This is a genomic window from Corynebacterium frankenforstense (assembly GCF_030211955.1).
In the GTDB taxonomy this organism is placed as follows: Bacteria; Actinomycetota; Actinomycetes; order Mycobacteriales; family Mycobacteriaceae; genus Corynebacterium; species Corynebacterium frankenforstense_A.
This window is the reverse complement of the sequence record NZ_JASODI010000011.1, coordinates 1-23,839: the sequence shown is the minus strand read 5'-3', so window position 1 is coordinate 23,839 and position 23,839 is coordinate 1. Positions and strand designations below refer to the sequence as shown.

At 70.7% G+C, this 23,839-nt stretch carries 14 protein-coding genes; 9 read left to right on the top strand and 5 right to left on the bottom strand.

Features of this window, described 5'->3' with window-relative positions:
* The first annotated feature begins 321 nt into the window (after positions 1 to 321).
* Positions 322 to 2,142 carry a 2-isopropylmalate synthase gene (gene leuA / locus QP119_RS06955; protein WP_284774768.1) on the top strand — a complete coding sequence of 607 codons (1,821 nt, stop codon included), beginning with the start codon at positions 322 to 324 and terminating at the stop codon, positions 2,140 to 2,142.
* Positions 2,143 to 2,195: 53 nt separating this feature from the next.
* Here the strand turns inward: leuA and QP119_RS06950 are convergent, their stop codons facing one another.
* Both QP119_RS06950 and QP119_RS06945 read right to left on the bottom strand, forming a co-directional pair.
* Positions 2,196 to 3,464 (bottom strand): hypothetical protein, encoded by a 1,269-nt coding sequence (locus tag QP119_RS06950; protein WP_284774766.1) that lies wholly within the window; start codon positions 3,462 to 3,464, stop codon positions 2,196 to 2,198.
* A 34-nt stretch (positions 3,465 to 3,498) separates the two neighbouring features.
* On the bottom strand, positions 3,499 to 4,518 hold the full coding sequence (locus tag QP119_RS06945) for a HesA/MoeB/ThiF family protein (RefSeq protein ID WP_284774765.1): 1,020 nt from the start codon (positions 4,516 to 4,518) through the stop codon (positions 3,499 to 3,501).
* Between the two features lie 435 nt (positions 4,519 to 4,953).
* Here QP119_RS06945 and QP119_RS06940 point away from each other — a divergent pair, with 435 nt between their 5' ends.
* From QP119_RS06940 to QP119_RS06925, 4 genes are read left to right on the top strand one after another with little or no spacing between them, the layout of a single operon-like run.
* Complete coding sequence (locus QP119_RS06940) at positions 4,954 to 5,709, top strand: LamB/YcsF family protein (RefSeq protein WP_284774764.1); 756 nt, start codon at positions 4,954 to 4,956, stop codon at positions 5,707 to 5,709.
* Entirely contained in the window at positions 5,706 to 7,724 is a 2,019-nt protein-coding gene (locus QP119_RS06935) for an urea amidolyase family protein (RefSeq protein ID WP_284774763.1), read from the top strand. The genes QP119_RS06940 and QP119_RS06935 overlap by 4 nt, the downstream gene beginning before the upstream one ends.
* The gene (locus tag QP119_RS06930) at positions 7,721 to 9,541 is read left to right on the top strand and encodes an acetyl/propionyl/methylcrotonyl-CoA carboxylase subunit alpha (protein WP_284774762.1); all 1,821 of its coding nucleotides are present in this window, start codon (positions 7,721 to 7,723) and stop codon (positions 9,539 to 9,541) included. Before QP119_RS06935 ends, QP119_RS06930 begins: the two co-directional genes overlap by 4 nt.
* Positions 9,538 to 10,323: a GntR family transcriptional regulator gene (locus QP119_RS06925; RefSeq protein WP_284774761.1), complete on the top strand. Its 786-nt coding sequence runs from the start codon at positions 9,538 to 9,540 to the stop codon at positions 10,321 to 10,323. The genes QP119_RS06930 and QP119_RS06925 overlap by 4 nt, the downstream gene beginning before the upstream one ends.
* 415 nt (positions 10,324 to 10,738) lie before the next feature.
* Here QP119_RS06925 and QP119_RS06920 read toward each other — a convergent pair whose 3' ends face one another.
* Positions 10,739 to 11,554 carry a putative hydro-lyase gene (locus QP119_RS06920; protein WP_284774760.1) on the bottom strand — a complete coding sequence of 272 codons (816 nt, stop codon included), beginning with the start codon at positions 11,552 to 11,554 and terminating at the stop codon, positions 10,739 to 10,741.
* A 1-nt stretch (position 11,555) separates the two neighbouring features.
* Positions 11,556 to 12,767: an NRAMP family divalent metal transporter gene (locus QP119_RS06915; protein ID WP_284774758.1), complete on the bottom strand. Its 1,212-nt coding sequence runs from the start codon at positions 12,765 to 12,767 to the stop codon at positions 11,556 to 11,558.
* Positions 12,768 to 13,127: 360 nt separating this feature from the next.
* Between QP119_RS06915 and QP119_RS06910 the strand changes: the two genes are divergently transcribed.
* The 4 genes from QP119_RS06910 to QP119_RS06895 are packed head-to-tail and all read left to right on the top strand — an operon-like array spanning position 13,128 to position 18,356.
* On the top strand, positions 13,128 to 14,525 hold the full coding sequence (locus QP119_RS06910; protein WP_284774756.1) for a hypothetical protein: 1,398 nt from the start codon (positions 13,128 to 13,130) through the stop codon (positions 14,523 to 14,525).
* Positions 14,522 to 16,192, top strand: a complete 1,671-nt coding sequence (locus QP119_RS06905; RefSeq protein WP_284774754.1) for an exonuclease domain-containing protein — start codon at positions 14,522 to 14,524, stop codon at positions 16,190 to 16,192. Before QP119_RS06910 ends, QP119_RS06905 begins: the two co-directional genes overlap by 4 nt.
* 11 nt (positions 16,193 to 16,203) lie before the next feature.
* Complete coding sequence (locus QP119_RS06900) at positions 16,204 to 17,580, top strand: Mur ligase family protein (RefSeq protein WP_284774752.1); 1,377 nt, start codon at positions 16,204 to 16,206, stop codon at positions 17,578 to 17,580.
* Entirely contained in the window at positions 17,577 to 18,356 is a 780-nt protein-coding gene (locus QP119_RS06895; RefSeq protein WP_284774749.1) for a type 1 glutamine amidotransferase, read from the top strand. Before QP119_RS06900 ends, QP119_RS06895 begins: the two co-directional genes overlap by 4 nt.
* Before the next feature lie 115 nt (positions 18,357 to 18,471).
* On the opposite strand, the gene QP119_RS06890 is transcribed toward QP119_RS06895, so the two are convergent.
* Positions 18,472 to 23,604 (bottom strand): YPDG domain-containing protein, encoded by a 5,133-nt coding sequence (locus QP119_RS06890; protein ID WP_284774748.1) that lies wholly within the window; start codon positions 23,602 to 23,604, stop codon positions 18,472 to 18,474.
* Positions 23,605 to 23,839 lie beyond the last annotated feature (235 nt).

The window sequence follows — 23,839 nt, the reverse complement described above, 5'->3', positions numbered from 1 at the left end:
CTTTAACCCCAGGTCACACACGGCCGGCACCCCGTCGCGGAGATCGGTGATGCCGGCCGTGGGCACTGGAGACACACCCCGGAAGCTCCAGCCCTCCCCCTCCACAGGCGGGACGGGCGGAGGCACCGGAGACCCGCCCCCCCCAGTCGCCGCCCCGCCACCCGCGGACCACCGCAACGAAACCGCCCAGGGCGCCCCACGCGGGCGTCGGCAAGCGACGGAACGGTCCGAGGCCGCCGACACCGCACGGGAACCACCAGGCAGGCACCACGACCTGACCGAAGCGACGCACCGAGCACGAAGAAGAAAAGGACGCACACCATGGCCCCCTCCCAGAACACCATCTCCGCCCCCAACCAGATCCACACCCCGGACGGCGAGCCCTACGAGGGCCAGCCGAAGTGGAACAAGCAGCGCGGCTCGTCGATGCCGGTCAAGCGCTACCTGTCCTACGCCGAGGAGGTCGAGGACTTCTCGCTGCCGGACCGCACCTGGCCGGACCGCAAGATCGAGCACGCGCCCGTATGGTGCGCCGTCGACCTGCGCGACGGCAACCAGGCGTTGATCGACCCGATGAGCCCCGAGCGCAAGCGCCGCATGTTCGAGCTGCTGGTCGAGATGGGCTACAAGGAGATCGAGGTCGGCTTCCCGTCCGCCTCCCAGACCGACTACGACTTCGTGCGCGAGATCATCGAGAACGACATGATCCCCGACGACGTCTCCATCCAGGTGCTGGTGCAGGCGCGCGAGCACCTGATCCGCCGCACCTTCGAGGCCTGCGAGGGCGCGAAGAACGTCATCGTGCACTTCTACAACTCGACGTCGATCCTGCAGCGCCGCGTCGTCTTCTGTAAAGACAAGGAGGCCATCAAGAAGATGGCCACCGACGCCGCCGAGCTGATCAAGTCCATCGCCGCCGACTACCCGGACACCAACTGGCGCTGGGAGTACTCGCCGGAGTCCTACACCGGCACCGAGGTCGCCTACGCCAAGGAGGTCTGCGACGCGGTGGTCGAGGTCATGGACCCCAGCCCCGAGCACCCGATCATCCTGAACCTGCCCTCGACCGTCGAGATGATCACCCCGAACGTCTACGCCGACTCCATCGAGTGGATGGACCGCAACCTGAACCGGCGCGACTCGATCATCATCTCGCTGCACCCGCACAACGACCGCGGCACCGGCGTGGCCACCGCCGAGCTGGGCTACCTGGCCGGCGCCGACCGCATCGAGGGCTGCCTGTTCGGCAACGGCGAGCGCACCGGCAACGTCGACCTGGTCACCCTGGGCCTGAACATGCTGACCCAGGGCGTGGACCCGCAGATCGACTTCTCCGACCTGCCGCGCGTGCGCGCCACCGTCGAGTACTGCAACCAGCTGCGCGTACCCGAGCGCCACCCCTACGGCGGCGACCTGGTCTTCACCGCCTTCTCCGGCTCGCACCAGGACGCCATCAACAAGGGCATGGACGCCCTGGCCTCCTCCGTGGTGCCGGGCGCGACCAACGCCGAGGTCACCTGGGAGCAGCTGCACGACGCCGTCTGGGAGGTGCCCTACCTGCCGATCGACCCGAAGGACGTCGGCCGCGACTACGAGGCCGTCATCCGCGTCAACTCCCAGTCCGGCAAGGGCGGCGTGGCCTACATCATGAAGACCGACCACGGCATGCGCCTGCCGCGCCCGCTGCAGGTCGAGTTCTCGCAGGTGATCCAGGCCGTGACCGACTCCGAGGGCGGCGAGGTCAACTCCAAGAACATGTGGGACATCTTCGCCGGGGAGTACCTGGACCGCGACACCCCGCTGGCGCTGAACCAGATCCGCGTGACCACCCCGGAGTCCGACGGCGAGCCGACGCAGGTGACCGCCTCGGTGACCTACGAGGGCCGGGACCACGAGGTCACCGGCTCCGGCAACGGCCCCTTCGCGGCCTACGCCAACGCGCTGGAGGAACTGGGCGTGGACTTCGAGAACATCAAGTACGAGCAGCACGCCCGCACCGCCGGCGACGACGCCGAGGCCGCCTGCTACGTATACGCGGAGGTCAACGGCTCCCAGGCCTGGGGCATCGGCATCGACCCCTCGACCATGGAGGCCACCATGAAGGCGATCACCTCCTCGATCAACCGCGCCCTGGCCGCGTAGATCTCGGAGCGTTAAGGCGGCTCCGCCTCTTGGCCCGCTTGCCGACGCCGCGCCTACTCCGCGCGCCGCGCGAGAGCGGCGTTGACTGCGAACACGGTTCCCGCTGCAAGGCACACAGCGAGCACAACGACGACCGCGCCGACGGAACCGTCGAAGCGAGTCACCGCCACGCCGGCCGCGGGCAGCAGGCTAGCGGCCAGGATGCGCGCCAGCGTCGAGCGGGCCGCCAGCGCCGTCGCGCGCAGACCGGCACCGGCCGCAGTGCTGATCGCTGCGCTGACCGCGACGTCGCAAGCCCGGAAGCACCAGAAGAACAGCAATAGAGCAGCAGCCAGCACCAGGAAACTTCCCGTTACCTGAGCCACGAGCCACCCGGTGGCCGGCAGTCCGGCAGCCAGAAGGTAGCCCGACGGCGAGGCGGCAACCACGCGGGACAGCGACGTCACCCGGGACTGCACCCACAGGATCGCTACGAAGAGCCCTCCGAGCACCGGCCCCAGGCTGTGGTCCGCGAAGCTTTCCGGGAACACCTCGGTGACGGAGACCTGCCAGTACTGGATCGCCACCTGGAAGGCCGCGTAGAGCAGCCCGGCCACGGCGATCGACCCGAGCAGCCTGCGGCGCAGTCCGAAGACCGTGCGCCAGCGATCGGATCCGCCGTGCCCTCGCGCCTCCGGATCCGCTGGCCCCCGCGTCGTGGCCCCAAAACCGAGGGGCGGGAAGTGGCGAGAGTAGACAAGATAGGCGCACGCGATGCCCAGGCAGCCCACACCCGCGGCAACCCAGGTGCCGCGCGGGAAGGCCGGGTACAACAGTCCTCCGAGCCCGGCGGCCAGGGCCGAGGCGGAAAACTCCCAACGCGAGAGCAGCGCCAGCGCCTCCCGCGCACGATCTGGCTCAGCGTCCGCACCTGCCTCCCGTGCACCGTCGCGTAGCCCCATCTCGTCCTGCTGCGACGTGCCTCCCTCGCCCTCTAAATGGCTTTCTTCATCGAGGCGCCGGTCCAGGAATTCCGCAGTCATCGCCCCGGTGGACAGGCAGATCGACAAGGCGTTGCACACCTCGGCGCCCCACAGCCAGCCAGGACTGGGGGCCAGACCCGTCATGAGCAGCCATGCGGCCCCGAAACCGACAGCGCCGATGATCGCCCAGCGGCGCCCGAGCGAATCTGCGAGGTAGCCCAGGGGCACCTCCAGCAACACGACGATCACCGCCTGCATCGCCTTCAAGTAAGCCAGCTGAGACAGGTCGAGCCCCTGATCAAGCAGGAACAGCGCACTCGTCGCACCGACGAGCATCCGCAGTGCGCCGAAGCTGGCCACGCACACCAACAAGAAAGCGGAGGTAGAAGTACCCCTAAACATACCAAGCCCTCTGCAGATTAAACTTTAAATCATCTTTATACAGGCCAACTCTACAATCGAGAGAAATAGGAGACTTGAACCGTCCAAGATATGCAACGACATCATCGATTACAAGTCCTGCACAAACAAAATTTGTCCACGCATGTGAAGGCGCCTGATAAGCCCACTCGGAAATTCCATCGCCCTCATCTTCATTCAGGGCCGAAAAGAATCGCTGCCAATTATTTGACGTTTCAACCTCAACCAGAGGGCCACAAATTGGAATATCGTTAACGTATCCCGCCTGAATTACTGCGGCACCAGTTTTCGCCGCAGCCCGAATCACCTGGCCAATCAGTTCAGCGGAGGAATCGGCGCTTAGCATTATCAAATCCGCACCTGCAAAATGGGCAAGCGTCACGTCGTCAACGACGAAAGCAGTACGTTGCATTGTGACAGTAATCTCAGAATTTATATTACGCAGTCGCCTAGCAAGTACGGCGCATTTAGACTTGCCAAGATCCGCTTCTGTATAGAGAATCTGCCTGGACAAGTTAGAAAGTTCGACAACATCATCATCGATCAGATGGATATGTCCTATTCCGCTTCCTGCCAGACCAGCAGCCACAATACTCCCGACACCTCCACACCCCAAAATAATTACACTACTTGACTGCAGCCGAGACTGCACCACCGCAGGATTTGCACCCATGTAATTGTAATACAGTTTCGGCCTGTCATATCGGTCCTTAAAATCACGATCAGAAATATACAGATACGGATTGGCCAAATAATCCAGACCAACAGTTTCTAACTTGTTGTCTTTACAATTTCTGGAGAGCTCTTGACATATTTCGCCCCACATTGCACCCCCGGCCCGAGATCGCAACCATTGGAGGGTTGCAATTAGTGGTTTGGACTCTTCAATATCGAAGGATGTTTCGCGCGTCCCACCGCATATATACACCCTATCCTCAATCTGCGTCCAAGTAACATAAGGGGCCAACTTCATTTCCTGCCGGTAGTCAAACATCTCACTTCCTCCAAGACTGAGGCGGCGGCCCGGCCACCCGCCAGACCGCCGCGACAAGTATGTTCCGATCAGTTGCGGACACGAATATTCATGATTCACTCCTTTCTGTGGGATTTTTTGGTGTGATGACCTTATGTGATACACCACACCTAGTCCAGATTTAGATTCATGTCACCTTTCGCGGTAATCCCATCTTCTCAAGAACGGATCTCGACCTTCCGCGGTCACGAGCGGCAGGAGGGGCGAAGACGAGGCAGAGACTCCCAAGCAAATCTGAGGACGCACAGACCACAGCAGACGGCGTAGAGTGTCGAGCGTTACACTAGGATTGTTCAACAATCCACGCTCGTCCCGGAGCGCTCGGACGCACCCGTGCCTCCGGGCCGGTCGCGACCGAGAACCGTCCAACGTCAACCGAAGAGGAGCCGCCCCGCGATGACCACCATCGACCTCAACGCAGACCTCGGAGAGTCCACGGCGGGCAACCCCGTCGCCGACGACGCCGCCATGATCGGCCTGATCTCCAGCGCCAACGTGGCCTGCGGCTTCCACGCCGGCGACCCGCACGGCATCGCGGAGACCCTGGCGGCCGCCGCCGAGCGTGGCGTGGTCGTCGGCGCGCACGTCGGCTACAACGACAAGGCCGGCTTCGGCCGCCGCTTCATCGACTACGCGCCCGCGGAGCTGGCCGACGAGGTCACCTACCAGATCGGCGCCCTGGACGCCCTGGCCCGCGCCAACGGCACGAAGGTCAGCTACGTCAAGCCCCACGGCGCGCTCTACAACACGATCGTGCGCAACGAGGAGCACGCCTGGGCCGTCATCGACGGCGTGCGCGCCTTCGCGGACCTGCCCCTGATGCTCCTACCGGGCGGCGTGGCCGTGGACCTGGCCGAGAAGGCCGGCCTGCGCGTGGTGCGCGAGGCCTTCGCCGACCGCGCCTACAACCCGGACGGCACGCTGGTCTCCCGCCGCGAGGCCGGCGCCGTGCTCACCGACCCGGAGGCCGTGGCGGCCCGCGTGCTGCAGGTGTCCACCTCGGGCGCAGTGACCGCCCGCGACGGCAGCGTCCTCGAGGTCGACGCCGAGTCCGTGTGCGTGCACGGCGACTCCCCGGGCGCGGTCGAGCTGACCCGCGCCGTCGTCGAGCGCCTCGGCGCCGAGGGCGTCAAGATCGAGGGGTTCCTGTGAGCCAGTCCCCCGACACCCCCGACACCGCCGCCGGCGCGCCCGGCCTGGCCGTCCACCGCGTCGGCTCGCGCGCGATCCTGATCGACCTGCCGGACCTGGAGACCGTCCTGGACTGGCACGCCGCCCTGACCTCCGAGCCACTGCCCGGCCAGGTCGAGGCCATCGCCGCTGCCGAGACCCTGCTGGTGGTCACCGACTCGCACGCCGCCGCGCGCGACGCCGCCCGCCGGCTCGCCGAGTTCACCCCGCCGAAGCGCGACACCGCAGGCGCCCGTGAGATCGTCATCGACGTCGTCTACGACGGCGACGACCTCGAGGCCGCCGCGAAGGCCGTGGGCAAGACGCCCGAGCAGCTCATCGAGTGGCACACCTCGACCACCTTCACCGGCGCCTTCGGCGGCTTCGCCCCCGGCTTCACCTACTGCACCGCCGTCGACGAGGCCGACGCCCTCGACGTGCCCCGGCGTTCCTCGCCGCGCACCGCGGTGCCCGCCGGCGCGGTCGGGCTGGCCGGCTCCTTCACCGCCGTCTACCCGCGCACCTCGCCGGGCGGCTGGCAGCTGATCGGCACCACCCGCCACCGCATGTGGGACCCCGAGGCGGACTTCCCCGCCGCGGTGCGCCCCGGCGACACCGTCCGCTACCGCGCCGTCGAGGAGCACCCGGCCGAGCCGCCGCGCGCCGAGCGCGAGCGCCACGCCCGCCCGCACCGCCCGGTGGCCCGCCTCGTCTCCACCGGCATGCAGACCCTGCTCCAGGACCGCGGCCGCGCCGGCCACGGCGACCTCGGCGTGACCGGCTCCGGCTCGGCCGACCGCGCCGCCGCCCGCGTGGCCAACTCCGCGGTGGGCAACAAACCGGGCGCCGCCGTGCTGGAGAACATCGGCGGGCTCGAGCTGACCGCCCTGGTCGACACCGTCGTAGCCGTCACCGGCGCGCGTGCCGACGCCCGCGTGCGCACCACCCCGGTGCGCCTGGGCTCCCCGGTGCTGCTGCCCGCCGGCTCCAGGCTGAAGGTCGGCCCGGCCACCCTCGGCGCGCGCACCTACGTCGCGCTGCGCGGCGGAATCGTCGCCGCCACCGAGCTCGGCTCCGTGGCCACCGACCAGCTCTCCGGGCTGGGCGCGGCACCCCTGGAGCCCGGCGCGCTGCTCTCGGTGCCCACCGACGCGCGCGGCACCGTCTCGCCGGCCCAGCACAACCCGGTGCGCGTCCAGGACGTGGGCAAGGGCCGCACCGGCGCGGTGCTGCGCTGCGTGCCGGGCCCGCGTGACGACTGGTTCCGCGACGGCGTCGCCGCCCTGACCTCGCGCGCCTGGTCCGTGACCGCCCAGTCCAACCGCGTCGGCCTGCGCCTCGAACCCGACGCCGTCGAGCTGCCCGTCCAGGCCGCCATCGACGCCTTCCGCACCGCCGGCCCCGCCAGCGGCGGCCACCGCGCCGGGCGCGTGAAGCTCGCCGGCACCACCGCCGACGCCGAGCTGCCGGACACGATTTCCGACGCCGCGCGCACCGACGGTAGTGCGACACCTGACGGCGGTGCGGCGCCCGCCGGCGCCGCACCCGAGACCACCGACCGGGCCGGCGCAGACGGCACGGGCGCCCACGCAGCCACGGCGAGGGCGGACGCGGCGGCGGCCGACGCGGCGTCGGCAAGCAGGCGACGCCGCAAGCGCGGCGGCCCGCCCATCGAGCGCGTGCGCGACGGCGAGCTGGCCAGCGAGGGCATGATCGCCGGCTGCGTGCAGGTCCCGCCGAATGGCTCGCCCGTGATCTTCCTGCGCGACCACGCCGTCACCGGCGGCTACCCCGTGATCGCCACCGTGGTCCACGAGGACCTCGACATCGCCGCGCAGCTGCCGCCCGGCGCGCGCGTGCAGCTCATCGCCGTCGACCCCGACACCCTCGAACCCCTCGGCCAGGTCTCGGACCCGGCCACCACCGCCGAACCCGCCGACACCGACGCCGCCGAAACGGCCACCGCCGACACCGCTGACACCAAGGAGACGAAGTGACTGACTTCCCGCTCAAGAAAGTTCTGATCGCCAACCGCGGCGAGATCGCCGTGCGCATCGCGCGCGCGGCCCGCGACCTGGGCATGAAGTCCATCGCCGTCTACTCCGAGGCCGACGTCGACGCGCTGCACACCCGCGTCGCCGACGAGGCCTACGCCCTGCCCGGCTCCACCGCCCGCGAGACCTACATGAACGTCCCCGCGCTGCTGGACATCGCCGACCGCGCCGGCGCCGACTGCGTGCACCCCGGCTACGGCTTCCTCTCGGAGAACTCCGACTTCGCCCGCGCCGTCGAGGACGCCGGGCTGACCTGGGTCGGCCCGTCCTCGAAGGCGATCGACCTGCTCGGCGACAAGCTCTCCGCCCGCGAGCTGGCCACCAAGGCCGGCGCCCCGCTGGCCCCGGGCACCCCGGACCCGCTCAGCAGCTGGGAGCAGGCGCGCGACTTCGCCGACGAGCACGGCCTGCCCATCGCCATCAAGGCGGCCTTCGGCGGCGGCGGGCGCGGCCTGAAGGTCGTCCACGAGCGCGGAGACATCGAGGAGGCGTTCCTGTCCGCGGGCCGCGAGGCCGGCGAAGCGTTCGGCCGCTCCGAGTGCTACGTGGAGAAGTTCCTCACCCACCCGCGCCACGTCGAGGCGCAGGTGCTCGCGGACACCCACGGCAACGTGGTCGTCCTGGGCACCCGCGACTGCTCCACGCAGCGCCGCTACCAGAAGCTCATCGAGGAGGCCCCGGCGCCGTTCCTGACCGACGAGCAGCGCGAGGGCATCACCGAGGGCGCGCGCTCCATCTGCCGGGAGGCCGGCTACACCTCGGCGGGCACGGTGGAGTACATCGTCGCCGAGGACGGCACGGTCAGCTTCCTCGAGGTCAACACGCGGCTGCAGGTCGAGCACCCGGTCACCGAGGAGACCACGGGTGTGGACATCGTCGCCGAGCAGTTCCGCGTGGCGGCGGGCCTGCCGCTGTCGATCACGGAGGACCCGACCCCGCGCGGGCACGCCTTCGAGTTCCGCATCAACGCCGAGGACATCGCCAACGGCTTCGCGCCCTGCCCGGGCACCGTCGCGCTGCTGGACCCGCCGACGGGCCCCGGCGTGCGCGTCGACGCGGGCGTGCGCACCGGCGGCACGGTGCCCAGCTACTACGACTCGCTGCTGGGCAAGCTGATCGTCTGGGGCCCGGACCGCGAGGTCGCGCTGCGCCGCGCGCGCCAGGCGCTGGCCGAGTTCGAGGTCACCGGCGTGCGCACCGTGCTGCCCTTCCACCGCGACATGGTCGACCACGAGGTGCTCTCCGCCGAGGGCTTCGGCATCTACACCGACTGGGTCGACTCCGAGTACACCCCGCGCTTCCGCACCGCCCACGACGACATCGCCGCGATCTACCAGGAGCGCACCGCCCTGACCGTCGAGATCGACGGGCGCGCCCACGAGCTGCGCCTGCCGGTCGAGCTGCTCTCGCTTGCCGACGCCGCGTCGGCCGGCGCGGGCGGTTCCGCTGCGGGTGGCCCCGGCGCCGCGGGCGGCGCCGGCGGTGGTTCGGGTGCCGGTGCGGGGGCCGGTGCCGGTGCAGCCGGCGGTGCCGGGGCCGCCGATGACGGCTCGGTTCCGGTGACGGCGTCCTTCGCCGGTTCGCTGGTGGAGTGGAAGGTCCCCGACGGCGCCGCCGTGGACAAGGGCGAGGCCGTGGCCACCGTCGAGGCGATGAAGATGGAGTCCACCATCACCGCCCCGGCCGGCGGCACGCTGACCCAGGAGATCTCCGAGGGCACGCAGTTCGACCAAGGCGACCGCCTGGGCTCGATCGCATGACGGTCGGCGTGGGGGCCACCGGCACCGTCGCTGGTGCGGGGGCTGGCGGGGCCGCCGGGTCTGCCGGCCGGGATACCGGGGCCGGTGCCGTGGGTGCAGGCGAGTCCTCCGGGTCTGCCGACACCGGAGCGGTGATCCGCGCCGACGTGGCGGCGACCCGGCTGCGCCGGGAGATCTCGGCGGGCGCCTTCGCCCCCGGCGAGAAGCTCAACGAGGTCGCCATGGCCGCCCGCCTGGGCGTCTCGCGCAACACGCTGCGCGAGGCCTACGCGATGCTGGCGGCCGAGGGCGTGGTCGAGCGGATCCCCTACCGCGGGGTCTTCCTGGTCATCCCGACGCCCGCGGACGTCGACGACCTCTACCGGGTACGTGCGACCGTGGAGCCGGCGTGCCTGCTGTGGGGCGACTCCCCGGACACCGCTGAGCTGCAGGGCATCGTCGCCGAGGCCCGCGAGGGCCTCGAAGCCGGGGACCTGGCCGAGGTCGCGGCGTGCAACCAGAGCTTCCACCGCCACATAGTGGCGACGTCCGGGGCCCCGAGCCTGGCGGAGTTCAGCGACCGGATGCTCGCGCGCATGCGCCTGGTCTTCCTGCTGGTCACCCGATTCGAGCCGGACTTCCACGCCGACTACGTCGAGCAGAACGCCCGGGTCGCCGAGCTGGTAGCCGCAGGGGACCGCGAGAGCGCGGCCGCGGCGCTGCACGAGAGCCTGCTGGCCACCGCGCAGCGCATCATCGGGATCCTCGAGTCCGCGGAGAGCACGGGGAACACGGAGAAGTAGCGGGCCGGGAAGTAACGGGGCAGGCGGGGCCGAGGCCGGGGGCTGTCCTCCCTCCCCTGCACCTTCTGGCCGGGCCCACCGGGCTCATTTCCGGGTCAGCCGGCCGCGGATCCCCCGTCACGCCCTCCGGAACCGACTTTTTGTGTCATACCAGCAGACAGGTCAGAAGCTGACCTGGGAAAACCCGGTTCGTTGAATTCCCCCATGACACATTTTCCCGGTCGGGGCACCCGGAAGGACCGGAACGCAGAGGATTGGCCGGCGGCACGACCGGAAAGCGCCCCGGATGACCGGGACACGGCCGGATGACCGGGACACGGCGGGATGACCGGGCCGCCCCCGGATCACCGGGGCACAGCGGCGCCCGGCCCCGCTGAACCGCGGTCACCCAGCCCGACCCGACCCCGCCCCGACCTCACGGGACCTGGAAGTCGGAGTCCTTCAGGTCCGTGATGAGCATGTGGCCCGGGGCGTGGCTGATCGCGAACTCCGGCTTCGAGGCCATCACCGCGGCCTGCGGGGTGACACCGCAGCCCCAGAAGACCGGGATCTCGCCCTCGGCGATCTCGACGGCCTCACCGAAGTCCGGCCGGGAGATGTCCTCGATGCCGATCGCCGCCGGGTCCCCCACGTGCACCGGCGCACCGTGCACCGACGGGTAACGCGAGGTGATCCGCACCGCGTCGGCGACCTGCGCGGCCGGCATCGGGCGCATCGAGACCACCAACGGACCGGAGAAGCGCCCCGCCGGGCGGGCCGGCACGTTGGTCCGGTACATCGGCACGTTGCGCCCCTGGGCGATGTGGGCCACCGGCACCCCGGCGTCCAGCAGGGCGGACTCGAAGGTGAACGAGCAGCCGATCAGGAAACTGACCAGGTCGTCGCGCCAGACCCCGCTGGCGTCCGTGACCTCGTCGACGAGCTCGCCGTCGCGGAAGACGCGGTAGGCGGGCACGTCGCGGCGGATGTCGCCGCCGGGCATGACCTCGCTGGACAGCTGCCCGGCCTCGAGGACCTCGATGATCGGGCAGGGCTTGGGGTTGCGCTGCGCGAAGAGCAGGAAGTCGAAGGCGTCGGCCGCAGGCAAGGAGAGCAGGTTGCACTGCACGTGTCCCGCGGCGAGACCCGCGGTGGGCCGTACCGCACCGTCGCGGAACGCGGCGCGCGCCTCGGCGGGGGTGGTCGCGGCGCCGAGCACCGGGACGTCGGAAATCGAGTCGGACTCAGTCATCTCAGCCCCACAGCGCCACGATGTCGGAGAAGGTGAACACGCCCAGGTAGACGGTGAAGATCCAGGCCAGCGCGCCGAGGATCAGCAGCCACTTCGGGTAGGCCTGGCCGTGCAGCAGGTCGCGGCGGCGCCAGGCGACCCAGCCGACGATGGTGAAGCCGATCGGCAGGATCAGGCCGTTGAACGCGCCGGCGAAGATGAGCAGCTGCTGCGGGCCCTTGCCCAGCAGCAGGTAGCCCACGGCGCACACGGCGATGAAGGCGATGGTCAGCCAGCTGCGTGTGGCCTGCGAGGTCTCCTGGCTGGTCACGAAGCTGACCGAGGTGTAGGACGCGCCGATCACGCTGGTCAGGCCCGCGGAGAAGAGCACCACGCCGAAGAAGCGCAGGCCGATCTCGCCGGCGGCGTGCTGGAAGGCGTCGGCGGCGGTGTTGTCCTCGGAAAGCGCGACCCCGGTGGCCACCACGCCGAGCACCGCCAGGAAGAGCAGGATGCGCATGACGCCGGTGACGATGATGCCGAGCACGGAGGTCTTGGTGATCTCGCCGACGTTCTCGGGGCCGGTGTAGCCGGAGTCGATCATGCGGTGCGCGCCGGCGAAGGTGATGTAGCCGCCGACGGTGCCGCCGATGAGGGTGGTGATGACCACGCCGTCGATCTCCTCGGGCATGACGGTGTTCTTCAGCGCCTCGCCGACCGGCGGGGCCGAGACCACCGCGACGTAGAGCATGACCAGCACCATGATCGCGCCGAGCACAACGACGATGCGGTCGAGCGCCACGCCCGCGCGCCGCGAGATGAAGACGAGCACGGCGATGACAGCGGCCAGTCCGCCGCCGATGATCGGGTCGAGGCCCAGCATCGCGTTGAGGCCGAGGCCGGCGCCCGCGATGTTGCCCATGTTGAAGGCCAGGCCGCCGAGGAAGACGAGCGCGCCGAGGATCCAGCCCAGGTAGGGCAGCACGGCGTTGCCGAGCTCGTTGGCGCGCAGGCCGGAGACGCCGAGCACGCGCCAGACGTTCAGCTGGATCGCGATGTCGACAAGGATGGACACCATGATGGCGAAGGCCAACGAGGCGCCCATCTGGACGGTGAAGACGCTGGTGGTGGTGAGGAATCCGGGGCCGATGGCGCTGGTGGCCATCAGCATCATGGCCCCGTACATCGCGCCGCGGCGCGGGGTGGCGGCCTTGCGCACCTCGGCCTGGGTCATGCGGTGATGCTTCTTGGTGTGTCCGTCGGCCCGTGCGGCCCCCGCCTGCGCGCCCGCGGGGGACGCGCCGGTCTCTTCGGGGGTGGTGGCTTCGGGGACCCGGTCGGCGTTGCTCACGTCGGCGCCGCCTTTCTGCGTCGGGATCTCGTGTGGTGCGGATCATATTAAGGGTGGGAGTGACGAGTGACAAATCAATTGTTGAACAATTCCCCGCGCCACCCCCGGCCACCCGCCGTGCGCGGCGCGACAACCGCCTACCAACCCGCACCCGAGGAAGGGCAGCCGGCCACCCGCCGTGCGCGGCGCGACATCGTGCGGGTGCGGGTCCGGGCGCGCGGCTCGCCCGCTTAAACTGGGGCCATGAACCGCCCGCTCTACCCGCTCCCCCTCGTCACCGCCGGCGGCGGCGCCCGCGTCCCCGTCGACGCCGCCAGCCAGGGCGTGCTGCTCTCCCTGCTCGGCGGCACCGACCCCGCCGGCGAGCGCCTGCACCTGACGGGCGACGAGTACCAGGGCGGGCTGGTCGTCCACCACGGCCCGGCGCGCATCGGCCGCCTGCCGCAGTCGGTGCTGGAGACCTACCCGCAGCTGGGTCACCTGCTCAACCAGGGCCTCTCCCCCGCCCCCGGCGTCGCCGTGACCCCCGAGCCCGGCTCCGGGCGCCTGACCGCCGAGCTGCTGCTGCCGGCCCCGGGCCTGGTCATGCCCGCCAACTCCGCGCCCGAGGAGCCGTGGGCGCTGCTCCCCGAGGGCACCCGCCGCGCCCTCGACACCGCCGCCGGCGAGGGCACCGGCCCGCTCGAGCGCGTGGTGCCCGCCCAGTTCCTCGCGGTCTTGCGCGTCCTCGACGGCACCGTGGTCGCCGCCGTCGACGACCACGTGGTCGGTCCGCTCTCCGCCGCCGACTCCGCCGCGGTGCGCGACCTGGTCGACCACTACAGCGCGCTGGGGCTGGTGCCGGTGGCGCGCCTCTACATTTACGACGCCGCCCCCGGCGACGTGGGCGGGCGAAGTGACGGTCCGATTGCCGACGTCGCGCCCGGCTCCCACAGCGTGGTGGTCGACGTCCGCGACGCCGCCTCGGCGACGGAGGCCGACCTCGAACCGCAGGTCAACCCGCTACCCGAGGTCTCGGCCTACCGCCCGGCGACGGGCACCTTCCCGGTCGTCGGCGCGGAGGCGAAGGAGTGGACAGTCACGGTCGCCGGTGCCACGGTCACCGACGAGCTGCCGGCGATGCCCCCGGAGCGCCTCGCCCGGCTGCGCGAGGTCGCCCCGCCGACGATGCCGGGCCAGGCCGTGTCTGCTCAGGCGGGCCGGTCCGGGCAGGCCGCGCCCGCGGCTGAGGGCGCGGCCGGTGCCCCGGCGCCCGAGCGCGCGGCGGCCATGGGCTTCCCGCTGATCACCCCGGAGCAGGTCGCCGCCGACCGGCGCAGCAACCCGGCCGTCCCGGCGCGCGAGGCCGGGCCCGGGGCTGCGCCTGCACCCGCGCACGCGGCGGAGCCTGCGCCCGTGCACGCGGCGCAGCCGGACTGCGCGGACGACCCCGCCCCCGCGCACACCCCGGCCCGCAAGCGCCCGGCGATGTGGCCGGGGCTGCTGGCGATGCTGATCGGCATCGCGCTCGTGGCCGGCGGCGGCATCCTCGGCTTCGCCACCACGGAGGCCGTCGGGGTCGCCGTGATCGGTGCGGTCCTGATCCTTCTCGGGGTCGCGGCCCTGGTGCGCCGCGGCCGGTTTAAGATGGACCGACGATGACCAGCACACAGACCGGAGACGCCGAGGGCGCGGCCGACCGCGCGGCCGACCGCGCGGGCGACCGCGGCGGCCAGGGCGGCCAGGGTGCCGCCGACGCGAAGTCCGGCGGCACCGGACGCTCCCGCAACCGGCGCCGTCGCCGCAGGCGCGGTTCCCGCCGTCGCGGCGGCACCGGCCGCAACAACCAGCAGGCCCGCCACGAGGGCGGCCACGCCGGCGAGCAGCAGCGCGGCGCCCAGAACGGCGCCGACGCCGCCGAGAAGAACGGCCGGGACCGGGCCGGCGAGAACGCGCGGCACGCCGACGGACAGAACGGCCAGACCAGCCCGAGCGACCAGAACGGCCAGGGCGGCAGGGGCCGCCGCCGTGGCGGCCGCTCCCGACGCCGCTCGAACCGCGGCAACCACCGCGGCTCCGCGAACCAGAACAACGCGAACCGGAACAACCAGAACAACGCGGACGACGCCGGCGACGCGGACAACGGCTCGCGCCACCGCGACGGCGACGGCCATGACGCCCGCGACCGGCGCAGCGGCAACCACGCCGACCGCGAGCAGCGCCCCGCGCCGGAGCCGGACGAGGCGTACCCCTGGGTCGTCGTCACGCTGCAGGGCACGGGCATCCACCCGGCCACCAGCCGCGTGGTGGCGGTCGACGCCGTCGTCTTCGACGCCGAGGGCGAGCCGGCCGAGAAGTTCCACGAGGTCATCGACCCCGGCGAGCGCACCGACCCGGGCCCCGTGCACCAGCACGGGCTGACCCACGAGGAGATCCGGGCCGGCCGGCGCTTCTCGCAGGTGCTCAAGAAGCTCGACCGGCTCATCGACAACCGCACGCTCATCGTGCACGACGCCCCGCTGGCCTGGGGCTACCTCGTCTCCGAGTCGCGCCGCGCGATGAACGCCGCCGCGCGCGCGAACCGCTCGCGCCGCCGCGGCCGCTCCGGCTCGCGAGGCCGGCGCAAGAAGGTCGGCCACGTGCCGCGCCCGCTGGCGATCGTCGACACCCTGGCCGCGGCGCACCGCGCCGGCACCGACATCGTGGACGCCCGCCCCGGCGCCGTCGCCCGCGCGATGGGCCTGGACGCCCCGCGCGCGAACGCCACGGTCGCGCGCGCCCGGCGCACCGAGGCCGACACCTCGCGCGAGCAGACGATGGTCGTCGCGCGCATGGCCCGCCACCTCGCCGAGAACGGCGGGGTGGGCCGCAGGTACACCCCCGAGGAGCTGCGCGCCGACAAGCTCGGCCTGCAGCGCTCCCACGAGCGCGTCGACGCCGCCGAGGCGCCGCGCCCGGTGCCTAACCCGGGTGTCTACACCCCGGAGCGCGGCCTCGAGCCGGGCATGGAGATCGTGGTCACCGACGAGATCACCCGCGAGCCCGACGAGATCATCGACGCCCTGATGCGCGCCGGCCTGGCCTACACCGAGAAGCTGACCCGCCAGTCCTCCGCGGTGGTGTGCAACCGCACCGAGGACCTGCGCGGCAAGGCCATGCACGCCCACCGCAAGAACATCCCGATCCTCACGGACGAGGAGTTCCTGGCCGCCGTCGCACGCGCCGAGGGCGCGCAGGCGCAGCCCGTGGCGGCAGGCGCGGGCGTCGTCAAGCAGGACGTGGAATCCGACGCCGCGGCGGACGATGAGGCGGGCGCGGCGGCCGACTAGGCTTGACGCCCATGAGCGACGAGAACCAACCGTCGCGGCGCCCCCTGTGGCGCCGCCTGCGTACCCGAGCCGCAACCACCTCGGCGCGCCTGGCCACCACCGCCTCGCGCATGACCGGCCGCGGCGCCGGCGGCATGATCGGCGGGCTGGTCGCCCAGGCCATCGACCCGACGATCATGGCCCAGCTCGGCGGCGGGCGGCCCTGCGCGCTGGTGACCGGCACCAACGGCAAGTCGACGACGACCCGGATGCTGGCCGCCGCGACGCGCACCGTCCACGACGTGGCCACGAACGACGGCGGCGACAACATGGACGCCGGCATCATCTCCGCGCTGCTGGCGGGCGGCGACGCCTCGCACATCGTGCTCGAGGTCGACGAGCTGCACGTCCCGCGCGTGGCCGAGCGCCTGCACCCCGAGGTGCTGGTGCTGCTCAACCTCTCGCGCGACCAGCTCGACCGCGTCGGCGAGATCAACACCATCGAGCGCCGCCTGCGCGAGTGCGTCAACGCCCACCCCGACATGCTGGTCGTGGCCAACTGCGACGACGTACTGATGACCTCGGTGGCCTTCGACCACGAGAAGACCGTGTGGGTCGCCGCCGGCGGCGGCTGGCTCGGCGACTCCGTGTCCTGCCCGCGCACGGGCGGCCACATCGTGCGCGAGGGCGCCGACTGGTACGCGGTCAAGCCGCTTGCCGACGGTCGCGTCTTCCGGCGCCCGGAGCCCGACTGGACCGTGGACGACGCCGGCCTGCACGCCCCCGAGGGCGAGCGTGGGCTGGCGCTGAAGCTGCCCGGTCGCGCCAACCGTGGCAACGCCGCGCAGGCGGTCTGCGCGGCCGTGCGCGGCTTCGACGTGCCCTTTGAGCGCGCGGTGCGCGCCGCCGAGCAGGTTGACGACGTCGCGGGGCGCTACTCCACGGTGCAGCTCGGCGAGCGCTCCGTGCACCTGCTGCTGGCCAAGAACCCGGCCGGCTGGCAGGAGGCGCTGTCCATGGTGGACCGCACCGCCGACGGGCTGGTCATCGCGGTCAACGGGCAGGTCGCCGACGGCGAGGACCTCTCCTGGCTGTGGGACGTGAAGTTCGAGGACTTCGAGAACCTCTCGGTCAAGGCCGCCGGCGAGCGCGGCACGGACCTGGCGGTACGCCTGATGTACGCCGGGATCGACCACGACCTGGTGCCCGACCCGCTGGACGCGATCCGCGCCTGCCCGGCCGGGCGGGTGGAGGTGCTGGCCAACTACACCGCGTTCCGCGACCTGAAGAAGGCGCTCAACCGCGCGGTGGCCGGGCACGAGGACGAGGACGCGGCCGAGGCCGGTGCTGCCGATGAGAACGGCGCAGCCGGCGCCGCCGCGACGAAGGACGAGGAGGTCGGGAAGTGAACCGCGAACCGCTTGCGATCGGGCTGGTGCTGCCCGACGTGCTGGGCACCTACGGCGACGACGGCAACGCGCTGGTGCTGCGCCAGCGCGCCCGGATGCGCAACATCCCGGCGGAGATCCACCGGATCACCCTCGGCGAGCCCGTGCCGGAGTCGCTGGACGTCTACACCATCGGCGGCGGCGAAGACACCGCGCAGATCCTGGCCGCCGAGCACCTGATCGCCGACGGCGGCCTGGCGCGCGCGGCCGATGCCCGCCGACCGATGCTGGCCATCTGCGCCGGCCTGCAGGTCCTCGGCGAGAGCTTCCGGGTCGGCGAGCGCGTGGTCACCGGCGTGGGGCTCATCGACGCGACGACGGCCGCGATGGCCGAGCGCGCCATCGGCGAGCTGGCCTCCACCCCGACCGGTGCGGGTGCCTCGGCGAGGCTGACCGAGCCGCTGACCGGCTTCGAGAACCACCTGGGGGCCACGATCCTGGGCCCGGACGCCCAGCCGCTGGGAACGGTCACCCACGGCAACGGCAACGCCGACGAGACGGCCACGCAGACCGCGGCGTCCGAGGGCCGTGGCGACGGCACCCAGACGGGTGTCGACGGCGTGGTGCAGGGCAGCGTGATCGCCACCTACATGCACGGGCCGGTGCTGGCGCGTAACCCGCAGCTGGCCGACCTGCTGCTGGCCCAGGCGATGGGCATCGAGCCCGCGGAGCTCGAGCCGCTGGAGATCCCGGTCATCGACCGGCTGCGCATGGAGCGCCTGGCCCGCCGGAGCTGAGCCTGGGCCGAGGCCCTGGCCTTGCACGGGCTTTGGCCTGCACGGGCCTGAACAGACCGAATCCCCGCACCCTCCTTCCGGGAGGTGCGGGGATTCGGCTTTGCGCGGCTGACGGTTACTCGGCGGGCTCGGGCTCGCCGGGCTCCGTGCCCGAGGACAGCTCACCGGTCGAGGAGTTGGCCGGCTCCGCGGACTCGCCCTTCAGCGGCTCGCAAGCCGCGAACACGGCGCCGCCGATGGCCAGGCCGAGCGCCACGACGCCAAGACCGCCCAGCGCGTAGCGCACGTTCGGGTCATCGAAGTGCACGTTGAAGCGCTGCCCGATCTCGGCGATGCGGGCGTTGACCTCGTTGACCGTACGGGCCAGGTCCTCGTTGTAGAGGCCCAGACCGGCGGTCTCATCGGCGATGCGGGCGTTCATCTCCGCGATCTGGCCGTTGATCTGTTCCTGCCACTGGGTAACACCCGGCAAGCTGACCTGGCTGGCCAGCCCCAGCGGGGCGAGCAGCAGCAGCGGCAGGCCGAAGCCGACGCCCATGCCGGTGGCGATGCACTTGCCGTACTCGTCCATCGACGAGCCGGGCTCGGTCGGTTCCGTGGGCTCTGTGGGTTCCGTCGGCTCCGTCGGGTCCGTGGGTTCCGTCGGCTCGGTGGGCTCAGCGGGCTTGGTGCCCACGCGGATCTTGGCGTTCTGCGGCTCGGCCGTGCGCTCGACCGACTCCTCCGCCTCGCCGGAGGGCTTGCCGTCGACGAGCTTCTGCGTGATCGTGACGGTCTCGCTGCCCGGGGTGCCCGGCTCGTCGACGACGAACTTGCCGGCCTCGAGGGTCGGGTCCTCGGTGACCTCCACGGTGAAGGGCACCTCCCGGGTCACGGTCGTGGTCAGCTCCTCGTCCTCCAGGCGCGGGCCGTACTCGATGATCCGGTCCTTCGGCGCCAGGGTCTGCTCCTCCTTCGGCGTCACCGTCGAGGAACCGCCCTCACCGGTGAACGTCGCGGTGAAGACCTTCTGTCCCCGCTCACCCTCCTGGACCACCTTGGTCTCACCCGGAGCCAGCTCGGCATTCGGGCGCAGCACCGTCCCGAACGGCACCGGGACGGTCCAGGCCACGGCACCGTCGGAAACGGCCTGCCTGGTACCGATCTGGACCACCTCGGCGACCGGTTCCTTCGTGCGCTCCCAGGTGCCGTCGGCTCGGTGGATCTCCGTGCCCGGCTGGCCCTCGGTGGTCACCTCGTACTCCCCGGCGGGGATCGAGTCGTTGTACTCGTAGGTCACGGAGAACGGCACCTCACGGGTCTCCGCGGCCTTGACGACGACGGTCGCCGTCGACTCGGTCTCGTTGGTCCCGTACTTCGTGATCACCGGCACCTGGACCGTGTCCCCGCTGCGGGCTCCCGCCGGGCTCGTGACCTCGACGGCACCGGTCTCCTCGTCGACGGAGACGTCCCAACCGTCCGGGGCCTCCCAGCCGTCCTTCAGCCGGTACGTCGTGCCCTCCGGCAGATCGCTCGCCGCGTTCGACAGCGTGACCGACTCACCCGGTGTGACCGTGGCCGAATCGTAGGCCGACTCCACGGCCTTCGTACCGACGCGGATCTCCTCGGCCACCGGGGCCTTGGTCTGCTCCCTGGACTCGACGGGATCGCCCGAGGGCTTGCCGTCGACCAGCTCCTGCGTCGACGTGACGGTCTCGCTGCCGAGCTCGCCCGGCTTGGCGACGACCACCGTGCCGGCGGGCAACGTCGGGTCAGGCGTCACCTTCGTCTCGAAGGGCACCGCATGCGTCACCCTCGTGATCACCGACTGGTCGTCGAGCCGCGGGCCATACTCGACGATCATCGGGGTGGCCGGCTTCGTCTCCGTGCGCGTGACCACGGACGACTCCCCCTCGGCGACCGTGAAGTCCGCCTCGTGGGTCGCCTCCCCGTTCTCGCCCTGCTGGACGATCTTGGTCACGCCCGGGGCGAGATCGGTGTTGGCGCGCCACTCCGTCTGATACGGCACGGGCAGCTTCCAGGTGATCTTCTTGCCCTCGACCTTCTTGTTGCCGACCTTGACGACCTCGTTCTGCGGGGCCTTCACCTGCTTCCAGGTGCCGTCAAGGTTCTGGCGCTGGGCGCCCGGCTCGCCCTTGGTGGTCACCTTGTACTCGCCGGCCGGAATCGAGTCGTCGTACTGGTACTCCACGTCGAAGGGGATCGGGCGCTCGGCGACGCCGACCACGTCGACCGTGGCGGTGGCCGTGTCGGTCGAGCCGTCGGCGTAGGTGACGGTCACCGGCACTTCGACCCTGTCGCCGGGCTTCGCGTCCTTCGGTGCGGTGGCCAGCACGTTGCCCTTGTCATCCAGGCTGACGGTCCAGTCGCCGTTGTCGGTGGGCACCGTGTAGACGGGGTTGCCGTGCTCGTTCGGTTTCTCGGTGTCGGTCCAGTCCTCGGCCGGGGCGATCGCGTAGGGGTTTTCACCGGCCACGGTCACGCCTTCGGCGAGCTCGAGATCCAGCTCCGAGGTGGTCGACTCACCGGCGTGGGTCGGCATCGACGGGTAGGCCACCTCGGCCTCATAGCTGTCGGTCAGCGCGATCACCGTGGTCACCGGGATGTCCTCGGTGGTGCCGTCAGGGTAGGTCACCGTGACGTTGTTGGTCTGCTGCGAGCCCGGCTTCGCGTCGGCCGGCGGGGTGACCGAGACCGCCCCGGTCTCCGGGTCGATCTCGTACTTCCAGCCGTCGACGTCAGTCCGGCCCTCCGCGAGGGAGAACGTCGTGCCCTCCGGGGCACCGTCGGAGCTGACTTCGCGGGTCGCCGTCTTGCCGGGGAGAGCCACATCCACTGGGTAGACCGGCTCGTGGATGTCCCTGGCTGCCTGGACGACGAAGCTCGCCTCGGTGGTGAACGTGGAGCCGTCCGAGTAGGTGATGGTCACCGGCACCCTGACGGAGTCGCCGCTGGCGGCGTCGACCGGCGGGGTCGCGGTCACCGTGCCATCGTCACCGACCGAGACCTTCCACCCGTCCACGGTCTCCGGGGCGGAGAAGGGGTTGACCTTGTTGCCTTCCGCGTCGGTGCGACGCAGGTCCCGGTCCATGATCGGCCGGCCGTTGGCGAGCTTGAGCTCGGAGCTCTTCGCGACACCCGGAGTGGTCTTCCGGAGGTCGTAGGAGGGGTTGTAGACCTGGGCTCGGCGGGCGATCACGCCCACCGTGGCGAGCGCGCTGCCGTGCGAGCCGTCCACGTAGTCGATGCGGACGGGGACGTCGGCGAACGTGCCGGGCAGCGCCTCGGGGCTGATCTCCGTGATCACCTCGCCGGTCTTCTCGTCGATCTTGAGCTGGTCCCAGCTCAGGTTCTGCGGCAGCGGGCGGTAGCCGGGATCCTCCGGGTCCGTGATGAAGGAGTACCGGGCGACACGGACGGGATTGAGCTGCGAGGTGTCGACGGCGCTGGTGGCCGTCGTGCCCGGCGCCCCCATCACCGTGGGGTAGAACGGGTTGTTCGCGTCGGCGTCGGTGGCCAGGACGACGAACTTCGCGGGCACCTCGTTGGACGAGCCGTCCGGGTAGGCCACGCTGACGGGGACGGTCAGCGTGTCACCGCTGTGCGCCTGCTGCGGCGGGGTGGCGGTCACCGCGCCGTCCTCGGCCACGGAGACCGTCCAGCCCTCGGGGCTGGTGTAGGTCCCGTCGCCGTTGTCGGTGTAGTCGCGGGGCAGGCTGTAGCGCGCGGCCGTCTTGTCCGCCAGAGCGGTGGTGAACGGCGCGGTGACCGACACACCGGCCGAGGTCATCCGGCTCGGGTAGACGGCGTTGTCCACGCCCGTGGCGTCGCTGTAGACGGCGACGGTGGCGGTCGTGGCCTGCTTCGCCGCGCCGCTTTCGTAGTGCAGCTGCACCGGGACGTTGACGTTGGCACCGGGCAACGCGTCCGTGGGCACCGTCGTGGTGATCTCCCCCGTGTGCTCGTCGATCGTGAACACCCAGTTGGAATTGGAGGCGGGCCGGTACTCGTGCGTGCCGTCGGGGAAGGAGTAGCTGCTCGGTTCCTCGGCCTGCGGGTTCCCGTCGATGCCGTTGGTCGGCATGGCCGGCGACAGTGTGACCTCGGCGCCGGGTTTGCCGTTCACGCCCTCGTAGGTGGGGACCTTCACACTGGTGACGACCTGGAAGATGACGGAGACCTCGTCAGTGGTGCCGTCCGGGTAGGTCGCGGTGATCACCGGCTTGGCCACGGAGTGGTTCGGGGCGTCCGCCGGGGAGACGGCGGTGACGGTGCCGTCGTCGGCGACGGTGATCTGCCATCCCTCGGGGATGCTGGTGGCGTCGACCGCGTAGCTCTTCGGGACCTTCGGGGCCTTCTTCCCGAGGATGCGCCTCAGGGTCGGCCGGGCCTCGAGCTTCTTGCCCTGGACGCCGACTTGCACGGAGTACTCGACGTCGGTGGTCTGCGTATCATTCGGGTTGACCACCGTCAGCAGCGGCAGAACGTCCTTCGTGCCGTTGGTGTAGGTGACGACGACGCGCGGTTGGGCGAAGGTGCCCGGCGTGGCGCCGGCGGGCGCGGTGACGCGCACGTCGTAGTCGCCTTCGTTCGGTTTGACGAACTCGGCCTCCCACCCGTCGTAGACGTGGTCGGTGTCCAGTTCGACCGTCGCGCCGGCGCCGCCCTCGCTCTCGGGCTTGATCAGATCGGCGATCATGTCGCCGACCTGCTCGAAGACGACCTCCTGCGGCTCCGAGGTCACGCCGTCCTCGCCGACGCCGGAGGTGATCGCCTGCTCCCCGGTCTCGTAGCGTGGCTCGTGGTACTGCGTGTCGTCCAGGCTGATGTGCGAGCTGCTCAGGACGTTCGGCCTGTTGTAGCGGCCGATGGAATTAACGGACTCTTCAAATACGTAGGTCTTCTCACCATCTGCGGTCTTCGTGACGTCAGCCCTGAGAACGTCGGCAGTGCGCTCCGTGGCGTAGGCGGTGAAGGTGATGCCGGCGTTCTCCGACCACTGCGTGTCGACGTGCTTCGGCAGCGCGTAGGTGATCGTGCCGTCCTCGGCGATCTCCGCGTCAGCGTCGATGAAGCGCCCGTCGTTGGTGTAGGCCTCGACGACGATGCGGTCCCGGGTCGAGGCGTCGGTGAAGTTGACCTTGCCGACCTCGATCGTCTTGCCCGGTTCGATGACGACGCGCTCGAGGTTATTCCAGCTCACCGTGATCGGAGAGCAGTCGGAGTTCTCACTGGGCCACGGGTTCACACGGGCGATCGTGTACAGGTTCTGAAAGAACTGGAAGCTCGCGCTGGTGTTGTCCGCGCCGTATTTGCCCGCCGCGCCGAAGATGAGCCCCTCCTCGCTTGCCGCGGCTGTGACGTCCTCCTTCTCGAGTTGCAGATCGTAGCTGGACGAGGTTTGCCGGAGTTGTCAGTGGGTGAATGCGCCACCTCGACTTGGAGGTTGTTGTGGCTGGTCGTTGGACTCCGAAAGATGTGAA

Bases quoted from the DNA above. Each gene is read 5' to 3' on its own strand.
- QP119_RS06940 (WP_284774764.1), top strand. From the start codon at position 4,954: ATGACCACCATCGACCTCAACGCAGACCTCGGAGAGTCCACGGCGGGC.
- QP119_RS06920 (WP_284774760.1), bottom strand. From the start codon at position 11,554: ATGACTGAGTCCGACTCGATTTCCGACGTCCCGGTGCTCGGCGCCGCG.
- QP119_RS06945 (WP_284774765.1), bottom strand. From the start codon at position 4,518: ATGTTTGACTACCGGCAGGAAATGAAGTTGGCCCCTTATGTTACTTGG.
- QP119_RS06925 (WP_284774761.1), top strand. From the start codon at position 9,538: ATGACGGTCGGCGTGGGGGCCACCGGCACCGTCGCTGGTGCGGGGGCT.
- QP119_RS06905 (WP_284774754.1), top strand. From the start codon at position 14,522: ATGACCAGCACACAGACCGGAGACGCCGAGGGCGCGGCCGACCGCGCG.
- leuA (WP_284774768.1), top strand. From the start codon at position 322: ATGGCCCCCTCCCAGAACACCATCTCCGCCCCCAACCAGATCCACACC.
- QP119_RS06910 (WP_284774756.1), top strand. From the start codon at position 13,128: ATGAACCGCCCGCTCTACCCGCTCCCCCTCGTCACCGCCGGCGGCGGC.
- QP119_RS06915 (WP_284774758.1), bottom strand. From the start codon at position 12,767: ATGACCCAGGCCGAGGTGCGCAAGGCCGCCACCCCGCGCCGCGGCGCG.
- QP119_RS06900 (WP_284774752.1), top strand. From the start codon at position 16,204: ATGAGCGACGAGAACCAACCGTCGCGGCGCCCCCTGTGGCGCCGCCTG.